Source organism: Nocardia sp. NPDC051052 (assembly GCF_044456045.1).
Classification (GTDB): domain Bacteria; phylum Actinomycetota; class Actinomycetes; order Mycobacteriales; family Mycobacteriaceae; genus Nocardia.
Genome location: NZ_JBITFL010000002.1, coordinates 718,536 through 735,128, shown reverse-complemented (window position 1 = coordinate 735,128; position 16,593 = coordinate 718,536). Strand labels below are relative to the sequence as shown.

15 protein-coding genes are annotated in these 16,593 nt (G+C 67.3%); 6 read left to right on the top strand and 9 right to left on the bottom strand.

What is annotated here, in order from left to right:
* Nucleotide 1: 1 nt before the first annotated feature.
* From ACIBCN_RS08455 to ACIBCN_RS08435, 5 genes are read right to left on the bottom strand one after another with little or no spacing between them, the layout of a single operon-like run.
* A complete protein-coding gene (locus ACIBCN_RS08455; RefSeq protein WP_396990838.1) occupies nucleotides 2-1,048 on the bottom strand; it encodes an NAD-dependent epimerase/dehydratase family protein in 1,047 nt (348 codons plus the stop codon).
* The gene (locus tag ACIBCN_RS08450; protein ID WP_396990837.1) at nucleotides 1,045-1,320 is read right to left on the bottom strand and encodes a hypothetical protein; all 276 of its coding nucleotides are present in this window, start codon (nucleotides 1,318-1,320) and stop codon (nucleotides 1,045-1,047) included. Before ACIBCN_RS08450 ends, ACIBCN_RS08455 begins: the two co-directional genes overlap by 4 nt.
* Nucleotides 1,317-2,990, bottom strand: a complete 1,674-nt coding sequence (locus tag ACIBCN_RS08445; protein WP_396990836.1) for a fatty acid CoA ligase family protein — start codon at nucleotides 2,988-2,990, stop codon at nucleotides 1,317-1,319. The genes ACIBCN_RS08450 and ACIBCN_RS08445 overlap by 4 nt, the downstream gene beginning before the upstream one ends.
* Nucleotides 2,987-3,895, bottom strand: a complete 909-nt coding sequence (locus ACIBCN_RS08440; protein WP_396990835.1) for a hypothetical protein — start codon at nucleotides 3,893-3,895, stop codon at nucleotides 2,987-2,989. The genes ACIBCN_RS08445 and ACIBCN_RS08440 overlap by 4 nt, the downstream gene beginning before the upstream one ends.
* 8 nt (nucleotides 3,896-3,903) lie before the next feature.
* Complete coding sequence (locus tag ACIBCN_RS08435) at nucleotides 3,904-4,953, bottom strand: 3-oxoacyl-ACP synthase III family protein (protein WP_396990834.1); 1,050 nt, start codon at nucleotides 4,951-4,953, stop codon at nucleotides 3,904-3,906.
* Between the two features lie 555 nt (nucleotides 4,954-5,508).
* Between ACIBCN_RS08435 and ACIBCN_RS08430 the strand changes: the two genes are divergently transcribed.
* Entirely contained in the window at nucleotides 5,509-7,002 is a 1,494-nt protein-coding gene (locus ACIBCN_RS08430; RefSeq protein ID WP_396990833.1) for a flavin-containing monooxygenase, read from the top strand.
* Here the strand turns inward: ACIBCN_RS08430 and ACIBCN_RS08425 are convergent.
* A complete protein-coding gene (locus ACIBCN_RS08425; protein WP_396990832.1) occupies nucleotides 6,999-7,664 on the bottom strand; it encodes a TetR/AcrR family transcriptional regulator in 666 nt (221 codons plus the stop codon). The genes ACIBCN_RS08430 and ACIBCN_RS08425 overlap by 4 nt on opposite strands.
* A gap of 138 nt (nucleotides 7,665-7,802) precedes the next feature.
* Here ACIBCN_RS08425 and ACIBCN_RS08420 point away from each other — a divergent pair, with 138 nt between their 5' ends.
* Nucleotides 7,803-8,678 (top strand): metal-dependent hydrolase, encoded by an 876-nt coding sequence (locus ACIBCN_RS08420; RefSeq protein WP_396990831.1) that lies wholly within the window; start codon nucleotides 7,803-7,805, stop codon nucleotides 8,676-8,678.
* A 41-nt stretch (nucleotides 8,679-8,719) separates the two neighbouring features.
* Nucleotides 8,720-9,745: a PDR/VanB family oxidoreductase gene (locus tag ACIBCN_RS08415; RefSeq protein WP_396991166.1), complete on the top strand. Its 1,026-nt coding sequence runs from the start codon at nucleotides 8,720-8,722 to the stop codon at nucleotides 9,743-9,745.
* A gap of 142 nt (nucleotides 9,746-9,887) precedes the next feature.
* Here ACIBCN_RS08415 and ACIBCN_RS08410 read toward each other — a convergent pair whose 3' ends face one another.
* Nucleotides 9,888-10,562 (bottom strand): TetR/AcrR family transcriptional regulator, encoded by a 675-nt coding sequence (locus ACIBCN_RS08410; RefSeq protein ID WP_396990830.1) that lies wholly within the window; start codon nucleotides 10,560-10,562, stop codon nucleotides 9,888-9,890.
* 161 nt (nucleotides 10,563-10,723) lie between these two features.
* Between ACIBCN_RS08410 and ACIBCN_RS08405 the strand changes: the two genes are divergently transcribed.
* Together ACIBCN_RS08405 and ACIBCN_RS08400 are read left to right on the top strand one after the other, a co-directional pair.
* Nucleotides 10,724-12,295, top strand: coding sequence for a succinic semialdehyde dehydrogenase (locus tag ACIBCN_RS08405; protein WP_396990829.1), 1,572 nt, complete (start codon nucleotides 10,724-10,726; stop codon nucleotides 12,293-12,295).
* Nucleotides 12,296-12,327: 32 nt separating this feature from the next.
* Nucleotides 12,328-13,158, top strand: coding sequence for an SDR family oxidoreductase (locus ACIBCN_RS08400; protein ID WP_396990828.1), 831 nt, complete (start codon nucleotides 12,328-12,330; stop codon nucleotides 13,156-13,158).
* A 3-nt stretch (nucleotides 13,159-13,161) separates the two neighbouring features.
* On the opposite strand, the gene ACIBCN_RS08395 is transcribed toward ACIBCN_RS08400, so the two are convergent.
* Complete coding sequence (locus tag ACIBCN_RS08395; protein ID WP_396991165.1) at nucleotides 13,162-13,959, bottom strand: putative protein N(5)-glutamine methyltransferase; 798 nt, start codon at nucleotides 13,957-13,959, stop codon at nucleotides 13,162-13,164.
* A gap of 109 nt (nucleotides 13,960-14,068) precedes the next feature.
* Nucleotides 14,069-14,938, bottom strand: coding sequence for a YdcF family protein (locus tag ACIBCN_RS08390; protein ID WP_396990827.1), 870 nt, complete (start codon nucleotides 14,936-14,938; stop codon nucleotides 14,069-14,071).
* Nucleotides 14,939-15,178: 240 nt separating this feature from the next.
* Between ACIBCN_RS08390 and ACIBCN_RS08385 the strand changes: the two genes are divergently transcribed.
* Nucleotides 15,179-16,030 carry a bifunctional 5,10-methylenetetrahydrofolate dehydrogenase/5,10-methenyltetrahydrofolate cyclohydrolase gene (locus ACIBCN_RS08385; protein ID WP_396990826.1) on the top strand — a complete coding sequence of 284 codons (852 nt, stop codon included), beginning with the start codon at nucleotides 15,179-15,181 and terminating at the stop codon, nucleotides 16,028-16,030.
* Nucleotides 16,031-16,593 lie beyond the last annotated feature (563 nt).

Below are 16,593 nucleotides of genomic sequence, written 5' to 3'. Positions count from 1 at the left end.
GTCAGCGCAAATTTCGGGTGAGTTCGACTGCGCCGCCCTGGGTTTCGAGCCACGCGAGGAAGGTGGCCAGCCCGCTGTCCCGGTCCACGACCGGGGCGTAGCCGAAATCGCGGCTCGCGGCGGCGGTGTGGTAGGTCGCGCTGCGCGTCATCAGCGCGACGGCGTAGCGCGACAGCGGCGGCGACCAACGCGTCGCGACAGCCGGTATCCGCCAGATAGTTTCGATGACATGCACTACGGCGTTGATCACCGTGGGGTTCGGCTTCCTGCTCGGCGGCTGATAGCCGAGATCAGTGGCCACCGCGCCGAGGAACTCCCAGACATTGGTCTTCTCGGCATCGGCGAGGAAGTAGGCCTTGCCGCCCACCGCGTCCGAGGCCGCCGCCTTGACGCACGCCTCGACGATGTTGTCGACGTGGCACAGCGAGGCGTACACGGTGCGGCCGAACGAGATGTCCGGCAGTTTCCCGGTGCCGGTCTTGCCGAGCAATCGCACGATCGGACCGGATCGGTCGCCCGCGCCCCAGATCGCCCGCGGCCGCAGCGCGCAGGTGGTGAATCCCGCGGTGTTCGCGGCCAATACGGCGCGCTCGGCCGCGGCCTTGGTCTCCGAGTACAGGTTCAGGTAGCGCCGCGGATAGGGGACCGACTCGTCGACGTCGAGCTGATCGCCGCCGTCGTAGTCCATCAGCGCACTGGGGCTGGAGATGAACACGAAGCGGGACGCGCCGCCGCGCTGCGCCGCGTCGAGGAGCCGTTCGGTCGCTCGAACGTTTTCGTCCCAGAACTGTTCCCGGGTTCCGCGTTCGTCGACTCGGGCGGCGCTGTGGAACACGATGTCGACGCCGTTGGTCGCGGCGACCAACGATGCCTGGTCGGTGAGATCGCCGTAGACCAGCTGCACGCGATCGACGTCGTCGCCGAGGTCGGCCAGATTGCTGGCGCGCCGCACCAGGATCGACACGTCGTGCTCGCCGTCGCGTACCAGCCTGCGCACCAGCGCGCCGCCGAGGAACCCGGACGCACCGGTCACCAATATCTTTGTCATCGCGTCTCCTGCGTTCGCCACCAGGTCATTCCGAAGATCTGCGTCAGCACGGCCGTCTCGACGGGGGAGCGCCCCGAATTCTCGGCCGCCCGGAGCGCGGGCCGGATTTGCGCCGCGTGCACGACGACGCTGAGGAACGCGTCGATCCACCACGCGGCGCGCAGCACCCGGTTCTCGGGCACCCGATCCGTCGCGACCGCGGCGACCCCACCGGCCAGGTACACCCAGCCGAGCACGGGAATCGCCCGCAGCGCCGTCGTTTTCGCGTTCACGCGGTCGCACCGATCTGCTTGGTCGCCCACTGCGCCAGTTGCTCGCGGCCGATCTTGGCGTTGTGCCGGATGTCGACCGGGAACCCGGGATGCACCAGGAAGTCCGTGATCGCACTGGTGAGTTCGAACTCCGCCCCGCGTGCCCGCAGCGCGGCCCCGACCGCCGCGCCGTCGGCATCGGACGCCACTTCGAAGCACAGCACGGGCCGCTGCGCACCGCGCGCGCCGACGCCGACCAGCGCCGTGCGGGCAACGCCGGTAACGGTATTGAAGATCTGCTCGACCTGGACCGTGAACATCGGCCCGGCGGCGGTGTCGACCCGCTGACTCTTGCGCCCGCAGAACCAGATCCGGCCCTCGTCGTCGATCCAGGCGAGATCGCCGGTGCGATGCCAGATCCGGTCGCCGTCGACGATCTTGCCCTGCCGGTTGGCTGCTTCCGGCCAGTAGTAGTGCGTGCTGACGTTCGGACCCGCGACGACGAGTTCGCCGATGCCGCGCGACTGTTCGAGCTCGCCTGTCAGTTCGTCGACCCGTGCCCAGCTCGGGATCGGATCATCGGTGATGGCGATGATCCTGGCCTCGATCTTGTCGGCGGGCCGCCCGATGCAGGTGCCCGCACCCTGATGCGTGCGCGCCACCAGACCGCTGAACAGCTCCCGGGATTCGATGAGCGACATCGGCAATGCTTCGGTCGACCCGTATCCGGCGAAGATCAGCACGTCCTCGGTCAGCACCTCGCGCAGCCCGGCGATGCACCAGTCCGGCACCGGCGCGCCGCCGGAATAGATGCTGCCCAACGTCTTCAGCTCGGTCGGCTGCTGTTCGAGATGGCGCAGCAGCGGAATCAACAGGGCGGGCGAGGCGAACATCGTCCGCACGCCGAACTTCTCGATCGCGTGCGCGACATGCGCCGGATCGGTGGAGCCGACCTTGCTCGGGATCAACGGCGGTAGCACGCACCGGGATCCGAGCAACAGATCGAGAATTCCGACCAGCGGCAACGTGATCAGCGAGGTCTCCGGTGCCACCTCGCCGCGAGCGGTGTGCACCTGGTCGATCATCGACCCCAGATTGCCGTGGGTCAGCTCGACCGCCTTGGCGGGACCGGTACTGCCCGTGGTGAATCCGATGACGAGCACGTCGTCCGCGACGGCGGGCACCCGCTCCGGTGCGACGCCGGACGGTGTCCGGCCCCACGCCGCCAGCCGCTCGCCCCGCCAGAACCACCGCTTGCCGACGGTCACCGTGGTGCGCACCTTGCGGAAACTGCGCCGGAACAACACCCGCACAGCATGCGCGGGCGGAATACCGATGAACGCCTCCGCCTCGACCGCGCGCAGGCAGTGCACCATCTTGCGCAGACCCATGCCCGGATCGATCACTACCGGCACGGCGCCGATCTTCATGAGCCCGAACAGGATTGCGTACAGCTCCGGGCTCGGCAGCACCAGCACGATGGTGCGGGTGCCCGAGCCGACCCCGGCCGCGATGAGCCGTTCGGCGATGGTCTCGGACCAGTCGTCGAGCTCGCGGTAGGTGATGTGCCGATAGGACGGCAGATCGCCCGAGGTCGTCGCGTCCGGGTAGATGACCGCGTCCCGATCCGGTTCCGTGCGCGCGAACGCACGGAACCGGTCGATGGCCGCCCAATAGGTCGCCGAGGTCACGCAGCCGCCCCGGCGGGCGCGGGCAGCCGGTACAGCACCGCCGCCGCCGACGGGCCCGCCCCTGCCGCGACGAACAGCACCTGGGTGTGCTCGGCCAGGGTGTCCTGGCCGATGGCCCGGTCGTAGGCCTGGGTCAGCGACGCGGTGTGCGGGTCGCCGTAGGCGAGATCCGGTGTGCGCACCGAATTCTGGTCGATACCAAGGGCATCGGCCAGCCGCTTCGGGAACCCCGGAGTCGGCGTCGAGGCGATCAGCGCGATACCGCTCGGATCGGTGATCTCGGCCAGTGCGACACCTGCCGCCTCGACCGCCGCCTCGAGCAGTCGATCCTCGAAGCCCGGCTCGCGCTCGACGGTCATCAGGCCGCGGCCTGCCGTGCCCATCGTCGCGGTGTCGACGTAGGCCTCGACGGCCGCGCTGCCCTCGCCTGTCACCGTATGCACCTTGCCGAAGCCGACCGGATCATCGGTGCGCTCCAGCAGCAGCGCGGCACCCGAAGTGGTGTAAGGGAATTCGTCATCGGCCGCATACCGCAGCAGCGACGGGTGGGTGTCGCCGGAGACGATGAGCACGTGCTCGGCGCTGCCGGTCTCCAGGATGGCGGTGGCCACCTGCACTGCGTTGAGCACGCTGGTCGCGCCGTTCATCAGGTCGAACGAGAAGGTCCGCGGATCGTCCTTGGCGTACTCCAGGCCGATGCCCGCCGCCTTCTGGATCAGCGCCGAGACGGCGGGCTCGACCGTGTTGTAGTCGCGGAAGATGCCCGCGTTGATGACCACGCCGACCTGGTCGGGGCGAACCCCGGCCCGCTCCAGGCTCTGCCGCGCCGCTCGACCGCTGTGCTCGACGACACTGTGGGTGTCGCTGGTGCGGCTGATGCTGGTGGATTTGATGCGTACGCCCATGGCAGACCTCAGACCTTCAGCGACGAGATGGTGGTGGACAGGTAGCCGGCCACGATTCCGGAGGCGGCGGGAATCATCAGCAGCTTCGAGCCCGCCGGGATTTTCTGGTCGCTCAGCTGATCGTGCAGAACGATGAAATGCGAAGTGGTGGAGGTGTTTCCATACTTCTCGATGACCCGCAGATCCGGCGGCATCGGGCTGCCGAGCTCGCGTTCGGCGATGGCGTTCATCCACGGAATCGCGGCCGCGCCGAACTGGTGATGGACGATGTAGTCGAACTCCTCGTCGGCGAAGGTGCGCCCCAGCTTTTCCAGGTGATTCTTCAAGCTGTTGGAGCCGAAGACGAAGCGGTCCTCGTTGTGCATTTTGCGGTTGTCGGTGTAGAGCGCAATCCCCTGGCTCTTGTCGCTGGGCATGCCGAGGCACAGGTTCGCGTACTCCGCGGCGGTCACCAGTTCGATGTAGTGGATCTTGTCGTTGTCGTCGACCGCCTGGTCCAGCACGACCGCGGCACCCGAGTCGCCCACCGACAGCGACGCGAACTGCGGATCGTATTTCGCGGAAATCTCCTCGGCCGCGGTGTCGGCGATCGGAGTAATGGCCTCACCGCTGACCACCATGCCGTTGCGCACCGCACCGGAGCGGATCATCCGGTCCAGAATGTAGGTGCCGGTGAGCATCCCGGCGCAGGCGTTCGACACGTCGAAGGTAATGGCGTTCTTCGCTCCGATAAGGCCGCTTATCGAACTCGCGAAGGACGGCTCCATGTACATGCGGGTGGCGTGGTTGCTCCGCGTGATGGAGGTGGAGATGATCACGTCGAGCTCGGCCGCTTCGTACCGCGACCTGGACAGACAGTCTTCCGCGGCCTTGATGGCGATCGCGAAGGAGTCCTCGTAGCTGTCCGGGTTCGTGTCGTGCACCCGGCGTTCCTTCACTCCGGTAATTTTTTCGAGATCGAAAGACGGCGGTTCCTTCAGGCGGGAGAGCAGCTCCTGGGTGGTAACGATATTCGAAGGCAGATAGGCGCCGATGGATTCGAATCGAGAATGCGACACTCGCGCTCCTGAAATCGTGGAAAGAAAACGGTTCCGGATCGTCTCTGATCGTCGGTGCGACGGACACTACCCGACGGTAACTAGAAACGCCTATGGCTCAGATATGGCGGCGAGAGGCGGTGTGGAAGTACATGTTCCGTGAAGTATCACTAACTGGTGATCGACTGGCTATGGCGGGATGGTAGTGCCCGTGCGGGTCGAATATCGCGGGTCGCCAATGGTTTTCGGGTGTGGTGTCCGCGCGCGCCCCAGTGTGGTGTGGCGCCGCGCCATCACGAACTGGCGAATGTTCAGCTAACATATTGGCTCAGCGGAATGATGGGTGCCACGCCCTGGCGATGTGAGTGACTTCACTGCGAGTCGTGCAATTAGATACCGTTCGGTCTCGCGAAGGGTCGTTCTCGTACAACTCTGAACTATGTTGCGGCCGAACAGCATCCACGCACAGCGCGCGACGGCAACAGGGCAAGACATCCCATGATTCGTCCGGCTGTGTCGGCGCAACTGTCTGGGTCGTAGGCTGGGAACGCACGCCGCCTAACCAAGGAGAGAGCGATGACAACCGCTGCGGAGCACATCGATGTGCTCATCGTCGGCGCCGGGCTGTCCGGCATCGGCGCGGCCTACCACCTGCAGCGGGCGTTCCCGCGGCGCACCTACGCGATCCTGGAGGGCCGCGAGTCGATCGGCGGCACGTGGGATCTGTTCCGCTATCCCGGAATTCGCTCCGACTCCGACATGTACACCCTCGGCTACCGATTCAAGCCGTGGCTGGGTGACAAGTCGATCGCCGACGGCGACGCCATCCTCGACTACGTGCGCGGGACCGCCGCCGAGCACGGCATCGACCGGCACATCCGCTTCCAGCACCGGGTGCTGCGCGCCGAATGGTCTACGGCGGACAACCGCTGGACCGTGCGGGCCGAGCACGCCGACACCGGCGAAACCGTCACGCTCACCGCCGATTTCCTGCTCTCCTGCACCGGCTACTACCGCTACGACGAGGCATACACGCCGGACTTCGCGGGCACCGAGCGCTTCGCCGGACCCATTGTGCACCCGCAGTTCTGGCCCGCGGACCTGGACTACGCGGACAAGAAGGTGGTGCTGATCGGCAGCGGCGCGACCGCGGTCACCCTGGGGCCCACGCTCACCGAGCAAGGCGCGCACGTCACCATGCTGCAGCGCAGCCCGAGCTACATCGTGTCCAGGCCCGCCAGGGACAACCTCGCGATGAAGGCGCGCCGCTATCTGCCGCCGCGCGCGGCCTACGCGGTGGTCCGTGCCAAGAACGTGGCCTTCTCGACGACGATGTACGAACTGAGCCAACGGTATCCGGCCTGGATGCGCGAACGCATCCGCGGCCTCCAGCAACGCTGGCTGCCGCCCGGTTACGACATCGACACGCATTTCACGCCGAGCTACAACCCCTGGGACCAGCGACTCTGCCTGGCCCCCAACAACGATTTCTTCCGCGCCATCCGCAAGGGCAAGCTGGATATCGTCACCGATCGGATCGAGACGTTCACCGAGACCGGCCTGCGCCTGGCCTCCGGTGCCACGCTGGATGCCGACATCATCATCACCGCAACGGGATTGAACCTGGTCGCGTTCGGCGGCATCGATCTGGTGGTGGACGGGCGGACGGTCACGCTGTCGGACAGCATGGCCTACAAGGCGATGATGCTGTCGGATGTGCCGAACTTCGCGTACATCATCGGCTATACCAACGCGTCCTGGACGTTGAAGGCGGATCTGGTGTCCGAGCACGTGGTTCGATTGCTGAAGCGGATGGACGCGCGCGGCTACGCGCGCTGCACGCCGGTGCGTGATCCGTCGGTCGGCGTCGAATCGCTGTTCCTGAACTTCAATCCCGGCTATGTGCAGCGCGCCGCGAGCCATTTCCCGATCCAGGGCGACCGGGCGCCGTGGCGGTTACGCATGAACTATCTGCGCGACCTGATCACACTGCGGCACAAGTCGGTCGCCGACGCGGCGCTGAGTTTCGAGCGGGCCGGGCGCACCGAGCCGGTGGCGGCTCGCGACTAGGCCTCGGTGATCACCGAAGAACGGGCCCTGGCAATGTGTTCCAGCACGGTCGCGGCGTGTTCGTCGAATCGCTCGCGGGGGACCGGGATCTCGCCGTCCAGCCAGGGCCGGTAGAGGTAGGCCAGCGCGCCGAAGATGGCGCTGGCGTTGAGTGCGTTGTCGTGCTCGTCGGGCGCGGTTGTCGAGTAATCTCCGGCGCCGATCGTCAGCGCGATCGGCGCCGTGAATAAGCCGATGAGTTCGTTGGCGCGTGGCATCAGCACCGGCGTGGCTTGCGATTCGACGAACATGATGCGGCCGCGGCGGCGATCCTCGGTGAGGTAGTCGGTGAAGACGCCGACCAGGTGGCGGAACATGGCGTCGCGTTCGATCGGCGCGGTGGGTAGTGCGTCGAGTAGTCGGTCGCGTGCGCCGAGCACGACGGTGTCCAGCACGGTGGTGAGCAGCGCGTCCAGGTTCGGGAAGCTCTCGTAGAAATAGCGCTCGGTCAGCCCGGCCTGCCTGCACACGCCGCGCATCGACGTCTCGGCGGCGCCGATGGTGGCCATCAGTTCGGTGCAGGCCTCGATGAGCTGCTCGCGGCGTCCGGCGACCCGATCGGCGGGTGACAGTCCGCGCCAGCGGCGCATGCCGGGGATGGACCCGTCGTCTTCGGCGACCATGGCGTCATCCTCTCACAAGCGCATTGTTGACATCAGATGATGTTGACAGCACTCGATGTCATCAATAAGTTTGCCTGGATGCTGGTGCTTTCCGGCCAGGGGTGTTGGGCTTCGCCGATCAGAGATGAGGGATGCGAGATGGGCTCTACCGTCTATGCCGATCAGGCGCACGCGATCAACGCACGCGACGTCACCTTCGACTTCGACACGGTGCCGATGCACTACATCCCCGGCGAGGTGATGGCGACCCACATCATCAACGTGATGCACCTGGTGTTACCCGAGGGGGAGCGGGCCATGGCGCAGGCGCTGGCCGAGGCATTACCGCTGATCGAGGACGAGCGGCTGCGCGAGGAGGTGCGCGGGTTCATCGGGCAGGAGGCCATGCATGCGAGTTCGCACGAGCTGGCCCGCGACCAGCTGGAGCGGCTCGGCCTGGATGTGCGCCCGATGGTGGATCGTGTTGCGTGGCTTGTCGATCGGGTGCTCGGCGACAACGGGCTGTCCGGTCGCGCCAAGCACGCGTGGCTGTGCGAGCGGCTCGCCCTGTTCGCGGGGATGGAGCACTACACCGCCGTCATCGGCGAATGGCTGCTGACCAACGACACTTTCGCGGCGAAGGGGATGCATCCGGCGATGCTGGATCTCATCCGCTGGCACGGCGCCGAAGAGGTCGAGCATCGCAGCGTGGTCTACGACGCGTACATGTATGTCGACGGTGGCTACGGCCGCAAGGCTCGGCAGGCGGTGATCGCGAGCACGGGATTGCTTGCGCTGTTCGTTATTTCGGGCGGCTATCTGTTTTACAAGGACCCCTCGCCACACAAGGGCAGATGGTGGCCGCTACAGCTGGTCAGTGCCTCGCTGCGCGGGGTGGTGCCCAGCGTCACCACCTTCTTCACCGAGATTCCGCGTTACCTGCGGCCGGGATTCCACCCCACACAGCTGGGACCGATGGACAACGCGCTGCGATACCTCGCGCAGTCGCCCGCGGCCCGGGCGGCCGGCGCGTGACGGCCGTGGAAGAGGGCTATCGGCCGGGACCCGGCTTGCGCATGATCGCCTCGGCGGCAGATGCGTACAAGCGAGTCTTCACCGAAAGCAGTACGGCGCAAATACTTTCGCGGCCGCAGCCGGTGCGGCACTCCGGGTACGACTTCGCGGTCGCCATTGATCGGATCGAAACGGAAGCCGACGGCGTGGTGAGCCTGGTGCTCACCGACCCGGACGGCGCGCTGCTACCGGCCTGGACGCCGGGTGCGCATCTGGACGTGGTTCTCCCGTCGGGACGTCAGCGGCAGTACTCGTTGAACAGCGACCCAGCCGATCGGCGGCACTATCGAATCGCGGTGCGCTACATCGCCGAGGGTGGCGGCGGGTCGAGGGAGATCCACGAGCGGCTACGCGTCGGCGACCGGCTGTCGGTGCGCGGGCCACGCAACGCGTTCGCGTTCATCGAGGCGCCGCAGTACCTGTTCGTCGCCGGTGGCATCGGGATCACGCCGATCCTGCCGATGGTGGTAGCGGCCGAGCGAGCCGGAACACCTTGGCGGCTCATGTATTTGGGGCGCTCACGCGCGCGGATGCCGTTCCTGTGCGAGCTGGCGCTGCTGACCGGTGGTGACGTGGTGGTGCGCCCGGACGACGAGTTCGGCATGCCCAACCCGCGGATGATCTTCGAGCAGACCCCGACCGGCGCGGCGGTATATGTTTGCGGCCCACCGCCTTTGGCCGAGGCGGCGCGTGCCGTGCTGTCACTGCACGACCCGACGGCCTCGCTGCACACCGAACGGTTCTCACCGACGCCGGTCCGCGATGGCGTGCCGTTTCGTATTCGACTGCGCCGCAGCGGCACCGAAGTCGAGGTGGCGGCCGACGAGTCCGCGCTCGCCGCGATCCGGCGGCAGCTACCCGGCGTCGCCTACTCCTGCCAGCAGGGCTTCTGCGGCACCTGCCGCACCGGCGTGGTGGCAGGCGAGGTCGATCATCGTGACCGGTTCCTGCACGACAACGAACGCGACCGCGCGATGCTGACCTGTGTATCCCGTGCCCGCGGCACGGAACTCGAATTAGACCTGTGAACTCGGCGACCAATGTTGCTCGCCGAGTGCGCGGGGCCGGCTAGTCGCTGGCCATCCGAGTTCGCACACCTGCCCGAGACTTCACACTCCCACCATGCGTCGGATGGGGATGTGATGGGCGGAGCGGGTGTGCGAACTCGGATCAGGGGCCGGGGAAGATGCCGGGCAGTTTCATCGCGTACTCGAGGTCGGTGCGGGTGCCGAGTGTGGTCAGGAGCACGCGGATCATCGTAAGTCGTGCTTCGGCAACCGTTTCCGCGTCGGGCTCGCCGCCGGGCGCGCTCCCCGCGGAGATGCGGTAGACCACGTATTCGCAGACGTGCAGTGCGGCATCGAGATCCAGCGGGCTCGGCACGGGACGACCCAGTTCGGTGAATGTCGCCCGAACAAGCGCACGGATATCCTCCAGGGCCCGTTCGCGATACGCCGACACCGGCGAGCCGGGGTCGTGTAGCTCGGCGAACAGCGGGCGCAGCATCGCGCCGTGGCCGCCCGCCCAGTCCAGATAGGCGTCGATCAGTCGAATGCCCAGCTCGACGGGCTCATCGGTGCCCGTCAGCGCCACCCGAATGCCGTCGACCAGCCCGTCGTTGGACGTGTTGAGCAGGACGTGCAACGGCTCTGTCGCGTTGCCGAAGTAGCGATAGAAGGTGGGCCGGGCGAGACCGGCCTGCTCGATGATCTGCGCGACGCTCGAGCCGCGGGACCCGTGCCGGGTGAACACCGCCGCGGTGGCGAGCACGATCCGCGCGCGAACCTCCTCGGCCTGCTCCTGCGTCTGCGGCGGCCTACCCCGCCGGGTCGTCGCCTCGGTCATGGCGCCGCGTGCGCGACATGGTGCTGCCTCACAGCCGGCAGCCGGTCATGTCTGTGTTCCATGACGAAGAGCTTGACATGAGGCGTGGCACGCCTATTAATCTAACACTAGTGTTCAGTTAAAGGTGGATGGCTTCCGATCATCCCGAGGAGAGGGCCCACATGACGACCGCCTCCCAGCTCGCCGCGGCAGACGCGTTGCCATCGTCGCTGGTCGAGCCGCTGCTCGACCGGGCGGTCGCGGGCGGCGCGCCCGCGGTCGAGGTGTTCGCGCCCGCCACCGGACGCAAGATCGCCGACCTGCCGCAGTCCTCGGTCGCCGATATCGACCGGGCGTTCGCGACCGCCCGCGGCGTGCGGCAGGAGTGGGCCCGCCGCCCGATCCGCGAGCGCGCCGCGGTGCTGCGCCGCTTCCACGACATCGTGCTGGCCGAGCAGGACGTCATCCTCGACATCGTGCAGACCGAGACCGGCAAGTCGCGCGCGCACGCCTTCGACGAGGTCGGCGATGTCGCGGTCAATGCCAGGTACTACGCGCGGGTCGCGGCCAAGCTGCTGGCCACCCGCAAGCCGCGCGGCGTGCTGCCGGTGCTCACCCAGGTCGACGTGCGGCACCGGCCGAAGGGCGTCGTCGCGGTGATCTCGCCGTGGAACTACCCCCTCGCGCTGGCCGCCTCCGACGCACTGCCAGCCCTGGTCGCGGGCAATGCCGTGGTCGCGCGACCGGACAACCAGACCGCGCTCACCGCGCTGTGGGCGATCGACGCCGCCGAACGCGCCGGACTGCCGAAAGGGTTGTGGCAGGCGGTGCTCGGGCGCGGTTCGGTGATCGGCCACGAGGTGATCGGGCGCGCGGACTTCGTCGACTACACCGGTTCCAGCGCGACCGGCCGCACCATCGCGCAGCAGGCGGGGGAGCGGCTCATCGGCTACTCGCTCGAACTCGGCGGCAAGAACCCCTTGGTGGTGCTCGCCGACGCCGACGTGCCGAGGGCCGCCAGGATCGCCATCCGCGCCTGCTTCGCCTCGGCGGGGCAGCTGTGTGAATCGATGGAGCGAATCTATGTGCACGACAAGGTGTATGACCAGTTCGTCGCCGAATTCATCGAGCACGTCCGGGGAATCACGCTCGGCGGTGGGCTGAGCTACGACAACGACATGGGCTCGTTGACCTTCCCGCGCCAATTGGACACGGTCCGTTCGCATGTCGACGACGCGGTGGCCAAGGGTGCCACGGTGCTGGCCGGCGGCCGGGCGCGACCCGATCTCGGGCCGTACTTCTACGAGCCGACGGTGCTGAGCGGCGTGCGGTCCGGTATGACCGTGTACCGCGAGGAGACTTTCGGTCCGGTCGTCTCGATCTACCGCGTCGGCAGCGACGACGAGGCGGTCGAGCAGGCCAACGACACCGCGTACGGTCTCAATGCCAGCGTCTGGACCAAGGACATCGGCCGTGGTCGCGAGGTCGCGGCGCGGATCAATGCCGGTTCGGTGAACGTCAACGAGGGCTTCATCGCGGCCTGGGGCAGCGCCGACGCGCCGTCGGGCGGGCTCGGCATCTCCGGCACCGGGCGCAGGCACGGTGCCGAAGGACTGCTGAAGTACATCGACACCCAGACCATCGCGGTGCAGCGGATGTTGCCGATCGCGCCGCTGCCCGGCATGTCCGAGGAGCTGTGGGCCAAGACCATGACGTTGTACTTCGGCGTCATGAAAACACTGCGCCAGAAGTAACTTTCCGCGAAATCGACAGGGATAGGGGACGGATGAAACTCGACACGGTTGCGGGCAAGAAGGTTCTCGTCACGGGTGCCGCGATGGGCCTCGGCAAGCTGTTCGCCGAGCGGGCGGTGCGCGAGGGCGCGGCCGCGGTGGTGCTGTGGGACATCAACGAGGTCGCGCTGAAGGAGACCGCCAACGAGCTCACCGGGCTCGGCGGCACCATTCACCACTTCGTGGTCGACGTGTCCGCGCCGGACGCCATCGCCGAGGCGGCGGAGTCGGTCCGCGCCGAGGTGGGCGGCATCGACGTGCTGGTCAACAACGCCGGCATCGTGCGTGGCAACAACTACTTCTGGGATACCGAGAACCGCGCCGACATCGAGAAGACGATGGCGATCAACGCGCACGCCCCTATGTACGTCACCCTCGAATTCCTGCCCGCGATGGTGGCCGGTTCGACCGAGGCGCGGGTGCTGACCATCGCGTCTTCGGCTGGGCTGGTGTCGAATCCGCGGATGAGCGTCTACGCGGCCTCCAAGTGGGCGGCACTCGGCTGGTCCGACTCGGTGCGCATCGAGCTGGAGCAGGCGGGCCACGAGCACGTCAAGGTCACCACCGTCTGCCCGACCTACATCAACACCGGAATGTTCGACGGCGCAAAGGGTTTCCTGTTCACCCCGATCCTGGAGCAGGACGAGGTGGTCGACACCTCATGGCGCGCGATGAAGAACGGCAACCCGCTGGTGATCCTGCCGTGGACCTCGCGCCTCAACAAGGTGTTGTCCGGCATCCTGCCCATCAAGCTGCGCGACCTGTTCCTGAATACGGTCGGCGTCTACCACTCGATGGACGAATTCACCGGTCGCAAGAAGTAGGGACTACCTGGCGGGCCTGGTGCCGATGACGACCGTGGCGTAATGCTCGTCGGATTCGGCGACGCGGCCCGCGAGTCCGTGTTCGGTCAGCACCTCGAGGGCGACCGGCGCCTGCGCCTCGCTGGATTCGATCAGGAGGTGACCGCCGGGGGCGAGCCAGGTCCGGGCGGCCGCGGCGACGCGGCGGAAGATGTCCAAGCCGTCGGGCCCGCCGTCGAGGGCGGTGCGCGGCTCGTGGTCGCGGGCCTCCGGCGGCAGCTGCGCGATCTTGCCGGACGGGACGTATGGGGTGTTGGCGAGCAGGATGTCGATGCAGCCGTGCAGTTCCTCGGGCAGCGGCTCGACGAGGTCGCCCTGGTAGACCGGTGCGCCGATCGGGGTGAGGTTGCGGCGGGCGCAGTCCACGGCGACCGGGTCGATGTCGGCGGCGGCGAGGGTCACCGGGGTGTGCTCGGCGGCCAGCATCGTGGCCAGTGCCAGACCCAACGCGCCTGAGCCGCAACACAAATCGACGACAACCAAGTGACGGCTGCTGGCCCGAGCCAAGTCGGCCGCCGTCTCGACGAGGAAGGCGGAGCGTTGGCGCGGTACGAAAACGCCCGGCGCCACCGCGACCCGCAACCCGTGGAATTCGGCCCAGCCGAGCAGATATTCGAGGGGGGTGCCGGAGACTCGCCGCGCCACCAGCGCGTCGAGCTCCGCGGCGGTCGCCGCGGCGGCGATGAGCAGGCGGGCCTCGTCCTCGGCGAAAACGCAGCCTGCCGCGCGTAAGGCCGCGACCACCTCGGTACTAGCTGCCATCACCCGGACATCCTGCCGTGCGTGGTCGCGATCGAGCCACCGAATTTTTCCGAGACCTCGCCCCCGGGACCCGCGTGTGTCGTGCGGATCCCGGGGGACAGCGCTGACCTCAGCGCGAGGTGTCCAACTCGAACGTGCGGGTGGCGTCGAGGTAGATGCCGCGCTGGGACTGCCTGGCCGGCGGCGGCAGCTGGGAGACCAGCTGTTCGAGCGAGGTGGTCGCGCCGACCACCTGGGTGCCCGCCACGATGAAGTCGGCGACCGCGCGCCGAATGTGGTTGGGCGAGGTGACCACCACCGCGCTCGTCGCGCCGACATCACGCAGCATCTTGGTGCTGAACAGGGCGTTCTGCACGGTCGACCCGGCGCGGCCCTCGACATTGATCCGGTTCGGCGGCACACCGTGGCCGATCAGCCAGCCTGCCATCGCGTCCGCCTCGGTGATCCCGTTCTGCGGGTTGCCGCCGGTCACCACGATGGGCGACAGCGGCGCGGCAATCGACTGCAACCAGGCCGCGGTCAACCGGTTCACCAGCTCGGGGCGCAGCGCGCCGTCGGGCAGCAGGCCGTAGCCGAGGACGACGATGCCGGTCTGCGGCCCGATGAGGGCGGGTAGCGGATTCGGCAGGGTGCCGACGGCCGCGCCGATAGCGTTGAGCACGTTGGTGGTGCCCGCGGCCATGCGCGGATCGACGACGTTGAGCCGGGCCATCGCGTCGGCGAGGGCAGGCAAGTCGCCCGCGTAGTGCGACCAGATGGCCTGCAGCGAGAGGGCGTCGGCGTCGCCGGGGTCGGCGCCGATGAGGTTGCGGAGGTCGGCGCGTCCGGCGACATCGTTGCCGTCGGTGAAGTTGCGCTGGGCGGAGTTGTAGAGAGCGTCGGTCTCACCGGCGTGCGCCGGGACGCCGGCTAGGCCGGTGACGATGGTGGCCGCGAACAAGGTCGCGGCCAGCTGTTTCCAGTGCCTCGATATCTTCACTACAGTCGACACCTTTCCGCGAAATGCTGTGGGCATGGCCGGGTGACCGGCAAAGAGCGGGTAGGGCACGTGCTGGCAGTTAGCCGTGGGCAAGCATGATCACGATACGGCGGCGTGATCTGGAAATCGGGTATTTGCCGGGGGGATTCTGCGGCTTATTTGCGGCATCGGGACAAACCGGGCGAGGCTTCTCGGGCGCGATCACCACGGCGCATCGCGTCCCCGATAAGGTGTGACAACGTGGATACCGTTTCGCTGACCGGCAAGGAACTCGCCGCCGCCATCAACGCCGACACCAAGCAGCGCGCCGCCGCGCGTACCGAGGCGGGCGCCGCGCCGCGCCTGGCCCTGATCGTGGCGAACGACGACCCGGCGAGCGCCTGGTATGTGAACTCGCTGCGCAAGGCCGCCGAACGGCTCGGAATCGCTTGCGACACCGTCGATCTCGGCGCCGACGCGAGCGCGGACACGATCCGCGCGGAACTCGCGGCGCGCAGCGCGGACCGCGCGACCGACGGGATCATGCTGCAGACACCGCTGCCCGCGGGCATCACCCTCGAAGACGTCAGCTCCGCGATCGCCGCGCCCAAGGACGTCGACGGCGTGAGCCCGCTGTCGCTCGGGCTGCTCGCGTCCGGTCTCGACGGCTTCGTCGCCGCGACCTCCGAGGCGGTGGTCGAGTTGCTGAAGCATCACCAGATCCCGCTGTCCGGTCGGCATGTCGCGGTCGTCGGTCGCTCCAACGTGGTCGGCAAGCCGCTCGCGCAGCTGTTGCTCGCCGAAAACGCCACTGTCACCATCTGTCACTCGCGGACCACCGACCTGCCCGCCGTCACCTCCGTTGCCGACGTCGTCGTCGCAGCAGCAGGCCGCATCGGCCTGGTCACTGGCAAGCACGTGCGCGAAGGCGCGGTGGTCGTCGACGTCGGCACCAACGAGGCGACCGACGGAAGCATCGTCGGCGATGTCGACGCCGACTCCGTGCGCGGCAAGGCCGCAGCGCTGAGCCCGGTCCCCGGCGGAATCGGTCCGGTCACCACCGCACTGCTCATGCGCCACGTGGTCATCGCCGCGGAGAACTCCGCTAACTGAAGATCGGCAGCGGCCGAACTCAACTCCGCCACAATCGATTCCGGTCGCCCCGGAAAAGATTTCGCGCCCCGGGGCCAGCCGTCACCTGTTCACCCCCACAGGCCCCCCATACCCTCCACAGGACCTCTACCTCCTGTGAAGGGTATGGACGCTCTGTGAATCTCCTTTGAACCCCGGTTCGCAGCCTGCTTTTGTCGAAAGAGCTCGAGAACAGCACCACAGCCAGATGACCACCTCCGGAGCTGGACGTTGCGCGCCTGACCGGTGACTAAAGCCGGGGACCCCACCTGACGTGCTCAGCACTACTTCACGGGAAAACGTGGATAGGTCTTCAGCTTCCTCTGGACTGTTCACCTTTGGAGTCCTAAGTAGCACTTGCCCGGGTCGGTGCACCTTGACGGGGATCTCTGGGTGTAGTTGCCCGGTCGGTGCACATTTACGGGGATCTCTGCGTGTACTGATCCGGATTCGTGTACTGAGAGACCTCCGAGGGTCTACTGGCCCTGAGGTTTTCGACTGGTTCGTGGGATGACCGGAGTGGTGCTGGGCACGTGAGGTGGGGT

Bases quoted from the DNA above. Each gene is read 5' to 3' on its own strand.
- ACIBCN_RS08405 (WP_396990829.1), top strand. From the start codon at position 10,724: ATGACGACCGCCTCCCAGCTCGCCGCGGCAGACGCGTTGCCATCGTCG.
- ACIBCN_RS08420 (WP_396990831.1), top strand. From the start codon at position 7,803: ATGGGCTCTACCGTCTATGCCGATCAGGCGCACGCGATCAACGCACGC.
- ACIBCN_RS08400 (WP_396990828.1), top strand. From the start codon at position 12,328: ATGAAACTCGACACGGTTGCGGGCAAGAAGGTTCTCGTCACGGGTGCC.
- ACIBCN_RS08415 (WP_396991166.1), top strand. From the start codon at position 8,720: ATGATCGCCTCGGCGGCAGATGCGTACAAGCGAGTCTTCACCGAAAGC.
- ACIBCN_RS08425 (WP_396990832.1), bottom strand. From the start codon at position 7,664: ATGGTCGCCGAAGACGACGGGTCCATCCCCGGCATGCGCCGCTGGCGC.
- ACIBCN_RS08410 (WP_396990830.1), bottom strand. From the start codon at position 10,562: ATGACCGAGGCGACGACCCGGCGGGGTAGGCCGCCGCAGACGCAGGAG.
- ACIBCN_RS08430 (WP_396990833.1), top strand. From the start codon at position 5,509: ATGACAACCGCTGCGGAGCACATCGATGTGCTCATCGTCGGCGCCGGG.
- ACIBCN_RS08395 (WP_396991165.1), bottom strand. From the start codon at position 13,959: ATGGCAGCTAGTACCGAGGTGGTCGCGGCCTTACGCGCGGCAGGCTGC.
- ACIBCN_RS08440 (WP_396990835.1), bottom strand. From the start codon at position 3,895: ATGGGCGTACGCATCAAATCCACCAGCATCAGCCGCACCAGCGACACC.
- ACIBCN_RS08455 (WP_396990838.1), bottom strand. From the start codon at position 1,048: ATGACAAAGATATTGGTGACCGGTGCGTCCGGGTTCCTCGGCGGCGCG.